At 64.3% G+C, this 4,342-nt stretch carries 7 protein-coding genes; all 7 read right to left on the bottom strand.

The features are described from left to right. The coding region (locus VFV09_04690) for a hypothetical protein (protein ID HEU4867010.1) at positions 1-381 on the bottom strand (381 nt) is incomplete at its 3' end. After that, positions 378-1,301, bottom strand: a complete 924-nt coding sequence (locus VFV09_04685) for a branched-chain amino acid ABC transporter permease (GenBank protein ID HEU4867009.1) — start codon at positions 1,299-1,301, stop codon at positions 378-380. The genes VFV09_04685 and VFV09_04690, both read right to left, overlap by 4 nt. A 138-nt stretch (positions 1,302-1,439) precedes the next feature. Further along, positions 1,440-2,708, bottom strand: a complete 1,269-nt coding sequence (locus tag VFV09_04680) for a branched-chain amino acid ABC transporter substrate-binding protein (GenBank protein ID HEU4867008.1) — start codon at positions 2,706-2,708, stop codon at positions 1,440-1,442. 150 nt (positions 2,709-2,858) lie between these two features. Further along, complete coding sequence (locus VFV09_04675) at positions 2,859-3,047, bottom strand: twin-arginine translocase TatA/TatE family subunit (GenBank protein HEU4867007.1); 189 nt, start codon at positions 3,045-3,047, stop codon at positions 2,859-2,861. Between the two features lie 46 nt (positions 3,048-3,093). Further along, complete coding sequence (gene tatC, locus VFV09_04670; GenBank protein HEU4867006.1) at positions 3,094-3,873, bottom strand: twin-arginine translocase subunit TatC; 780 nt, start codon at positions 3,871-3,873, stop codon at positions 3,094-3,096. Between the two features lie 37 nt (positions 3,874-3,910). Beyond that, positions 3,911-4,099, bottom strand: coding sequence for a PIN domain-containing protein (locus tag VFV09_04665; GenBank protein ID HEU4867005.1), 189 nt, complete (start codon positions 4,097-4,099; stop codon positions 3,911-3,913). A 12-nt stretch (positions 4,100-4,111) separates the two neighbouring features. Beyond that, positions 4,112-4,342: hotdog fold thioesterase (locus VFV09_04660; GenBank protein ID HEU4867004.1), on the bottom strand; the 231-nt coding region annotated here is incomplete at its 5' end.

The following is a 4,342-nucleotide window of genomic DNA, read 5'->3' as shown; positions in this document are numbered from 1 at the left end:
CATGTTGATGGCCAGGACCACCAGCAGGATGATCCAAAAGCCCCACTCCGCCCAGAAGTCGGACCCGGTGAACGGCATCTTGATCGGCCCGGCGCCGGAGAGGATTCCCCATGCGTAGGCGCCGGTGGCGTAGAAAGCGATGTAGCCCAAGTCAAGCAGGCCGGCGAAGCCCACGACGACGTTCAGGCCGAGCGCCAGCAGGGCGAAGGTGGCGATCAAAACCAGGATCTCCTGGGCGGCAAGCGAGACGAACTGGGGGATGGCAACTGCGAACAGGGCCAGCAGCACCACGACGCCGTTGACGACCAACCGGCGCCGGGCGTCGCCGTTCTTGCCGTTGCCGTTCTTCGGCCGGGCCAGGACAGCCTCTGAATTGTTCACCGGGTTTCCTTGTCGCCCATCAGACCGGTGGGACGGAACAGCAGCACCAGGACCAGGATCAAAAAGGCCACCACGTCGCGCCACTGGACCCCGAAGCACCCGGCTGCGACGTTCTCGAAGACGCCGAGAAGCAGCCCGCCCATCAACGCCCCCCGGATGTTCCCGATCCCACCCAGCACGGCGGCGGTGAACGCCTTGATGCCGGGGAGGAAGCCGATCTGGAAGCGGGTCACCCCGAACGACCAGGAGAACAGCAGCCCGGCGGCGCCGGCCAGGAGGCCTCCGATGAGGAAGGTGACGGTGATCACCCGGTTGATGTTCACGCCCATGAGTCCGGCGGTCTCCGAGTCCTGGGCCACCGCGCGGATGGCCCGGCCGGTCCTGGAGCGGTTGATGAACTGGTCGACCGCAACCATCGTCAGCATGGCGATGACGAACACGATGATGTCGCGGTTCTGGATCTTCACCCGCTGCACGGACTCGGGCAGGATGCCGGTGAAAAACGTGTCGCCCAGGTCGAGAACGATCCGGGCCCGGATGGTGCGGGGCAGGGTCTCGAAGTTCGGGCCGCGCCAGATGCGGACGGCGTTGGATAGAAACAGTGACGCCCCGATCGCACTGATCAGGTAGGCAAGTCGGGGCGCGTTTCGCCGTCTGAGAGGCCGGTAGGCGACCCGTTCCAGCGCCACCGCGGTCAGGCCGCCGATAACGATCGCCGGGATGGCCGCGAGCGCCAGGATCAGGATGCCCTGCGTCTGGGTGGTCGCGCCGCCGTCCGGGAGGAGGGCGGTGACGGTCAAAAATGAGGCGAGGCTGCCCAGCATGAAGACCTCGCTGTGGGCAAAGTTGATCAGCTGCAGAACCCCGTACACCAGCGTGTACCCGAGGGCGATCATGGCGTAGACCGCACCGGTGGACAGCCCTCCGGCCAGCCGGAAGGGAAGGTCTGAGCTCAGGCAGTCAGGAATGGGGCTGCCCTGGAAGTCGCACGAGAGGAGGGCCCGTGGGCCCTCCTCTCAAGCAATCGAGCATGGTGTTGGCTCGGGTGTTATTTCGGCCTAGAGGTCGTCTACCTTGCCGACCTCACGGACCACTGCGTCCTTGATGATGAACAGCGAGACGGCGCCGGTTTCCACCTGGCCGTTGTCGTCGAACGTCATCGTCTTGGTCAGGCCCTCGTAGTCGGACTCGCCTACCTTCTCGACCACGCACTCCCGGGTCACCCCGGCTGCGCCCCCGTCTTCGCCGCACTTCTTGATGGCGTCGATGGTGGCGTTGGCAACGTCGTAGCCCTCAGCGGCGTAGATGCCCGGGCGCTCGTTGTACTCCGCCTCAAAGGCCTCTACGAATGCCTGGGCGTCCTCTTCCTCGGACAGGTTGATGTCCGGGCAGGGGCAGGTCAGCAGGACGTTCTCGGCCTCTTCCTGGCCGATCTTCTCGCCGATGGGCTCTTCCTTGCTGCCGTCGCCGGAAGCGATGATGCCCTCGTAGCCCTTCTCGCGCAGCTGCTTGGCCACCAACTGGAACTGTGCGGCGTAGCCGGCGTAGAACAGGGCGTCGGGCCCTTCGGCGACCACGGAGTCGACCAGCGCGGTGTAGTCGGTGGTGGGCTCGATGCTCTCCTCGAGGACGACCTCCATGTCTGCGGCTTCAGCCTCTTCAACCGCAACGTTACCCAGGCCCTCGCCGTAGGGGGTCTTGTCGTCCACCACAGCGATCTCGGAACAGCCAAGGTGCTCGAACACCTCGATGATCGCGGTCCCCTGATCGTTGTCGTTGGCCAGGCCACGGAAGAAGGTGTCGAAGCCGAGCTCGGTCAGGTCGGAGCGGGTTGCCGATGCGGAGAAGAAGAGCAGGTTGGCGTCGGTGAACAGCTGTCCGGTGGCTGCTGTCTCTCCGGAGAAGCCTCCACCCAGGACCGCAACTACCGACGGGTCGCCGATGAACTGCTGGGCGATGGCCGGCGCGGTGTCCGCGGCCCCGTTGCGGTTGTCGAGCGGCTTGAAGGCCAGGGTCACGGGCAGGTCGCCCGCCTCGTTGGCCTGCTTGATGGCCAGCTCCATACCGTTGTGGCTGGGAATGATGATGTTGGAGTTGTCGCCGGTCCGGTCGCCGAAGGTGCCGATGGTAACGGTCGGCTTCGCCTGGGCGAGGCTCATCACTCTGGCTTCTGCGGGAGCCTCAGCGGGCTCCAGGGTTCCAGGATCGCAATCGCCGGAAGCTTCGGTGGCGCTGCCGCCGTCATCGCCCCCGTCGTCCCCTCCTCCACATGCTGCGAATACCAGCATCATCAGGACAAGAAGGGACACCAGCCTTGTGCCACGCACTTTCCTCATTCGAACCCCCTTTGTATCTCCGGACCAATCGGACCAATTGGCCGGATTGTATCTGTTACGCCGATGGCGCCGCAGGTTCCGCGAACTTTACCCGGGGTTAACCAGCTCGAACCGGCGTGGCAGGAGGGCGAAGCGAGGTATTTATGCCTTGGGGTCGGCTTCTTTTGCCTTGGTCACAACGGGCGTCGACTCTTCGTCGTCCAGGCCCTTCTTGAACTCGCCCTTGGCCTTGCCGAGGGAACGGGCAAATTCGGGAAGCTTCTTGGCGCCGAACAGCAGCATCACCACTGCGGCGACTATCAGTAGTTCTCCGCCTCCGAGGTTCGGCATCATCTGCTCCTTTTCAATCGATTACTCAAAGTATCCCGCATTCGGCTCAACGCTTCATCAGCCTGGCGGTGATAACGGTCCCCTCGTAGAGCAGCCCGAGCGGGACCGCCATGATCATCAGGGTGATCGGGTCCTGGGTGGGGGTGATGACGGCGGCCAGCACCAGGATCACTACCCACGCCATCCGGCGGGCCTTCCGCAACTTGGCGCTGCTCAGCACGCCGACCAGCGTCAGGCCGAGCAGGATGATGGGGAACTCGAACGAGAAGCCGAAGGCGGCGATGAGGATCAGGACGAAAGACAGGTAGTCGGCGGCCCGGGGGAGCAGCACCAGCTCGGTCCCGGCGAAACCGGCCAGAACCTCCAGCGCCTTGGGCAGCGACACGAACGCGACGGTTACACCGAGGGCGAACAGTATGAGCGATACAAAAACGAAGGGAAGGGCGTACTTCTTCTCGTGGGCATGCAGGCCCGGGGTGACGAACCGCCAGAGCTGCCACAGGATCACCGGGAGGGCGAAGATCATCGCAGTGAACGCCGTGACCTTCAGGCGGATCAGAAAGGCCTCGGTCGGGGCGGTGTAGATCAGCTGGCCCTCACGAAGGATCTGATCGGCGATCGGGAGTTTGGTCAGCGGCTCGATCAGCATGTCGAGGATGACCGAGTAGAGGTACCAGGCGATCACGCAGCAGATCGCGTAGGCCAGGACGATCTTGAAGAGGCGGCCCCGGAGCTCCTCGAGGTGCTCCATGAGGCTCATCTCGACCGGCTCGCCGGGAAACGCCGGCTCGTTGGGCCCCGCTGCGCGGTGGTCGGAGATCTTCATGCGACCACCTTAGAACCTGCGGCGCAGGAGTGTTGATTCACCTGAGAGGGTTGATCCACCGAATCTCATCGAAGCGGGCAAAATCCGTATCGCTTGAATAGAGCGCGAGTCCGTGTTCGATGGCCAAGGCCGCCAGTGACGCGTCCGGGATGAGGTTGGCTCGTAGTTGTGTTGATACCGGGTCAATCAGTCCGCCCAACACCTCTGCGTGGGCCGGCGTGGGCATCGGGATCCATACTCAGTCCCGCCGCTCCCGCAGGGCCACCGTACAGGTGCCGAAGGCGGTCATGCGACCCTCCTCGTCGGTGATCTCAACCGCCCACACCGCCAGCGTCGACCCGGAGTGCAGGGGCTTGCCGGTGCCCGTTACCCAGCCGCTCGACGCAGGCTTCAGGTGGTTGACCTTCAGCTCCACGCCCAGCGCCAGCTTGCTGGGGTCCGCCAGGTAGCCTCCCAGGGAGGCGATGGA

Source organism: Actinomycetota bacterium (assembly GCA_035759705.1).
In the GTDB taxonomy this organism is placed as follows: Bacteria; Actinomycetota; CADDZG01; order JAHWKV01; family JAHWKV01; genus JAJCYE01.
Note: the sequence above shows the minus strand (reverse complement) of the source record. Positions and strands in the feature narration are given on the sequence as shown.

Bases quoted from the DNA above. Each gene is read 5' to 3' on its own strand.
- VFV09_04675 (HEU4867007.1), bottom strand. From the start codon at position 3,047: ATGCCGAACCTCGGAGGCGGAGAACTACTGATAGTCGCCGCAGTGGTG.
- tatC (HEU4867006.1), bottom strand. From the start codon at position 3,873: ATGAAGATCTCCGACCACCGCGCAGCGGGGCCCAACGAGCCGGCGTTT.
- VFV09_04665 (HEU4867005.1), bottom strand. From the start codon at position 4,099: ATGCCCACGCCGGCCCACGCAGAGGTGTTGGGCGGACTGATTGACCCG.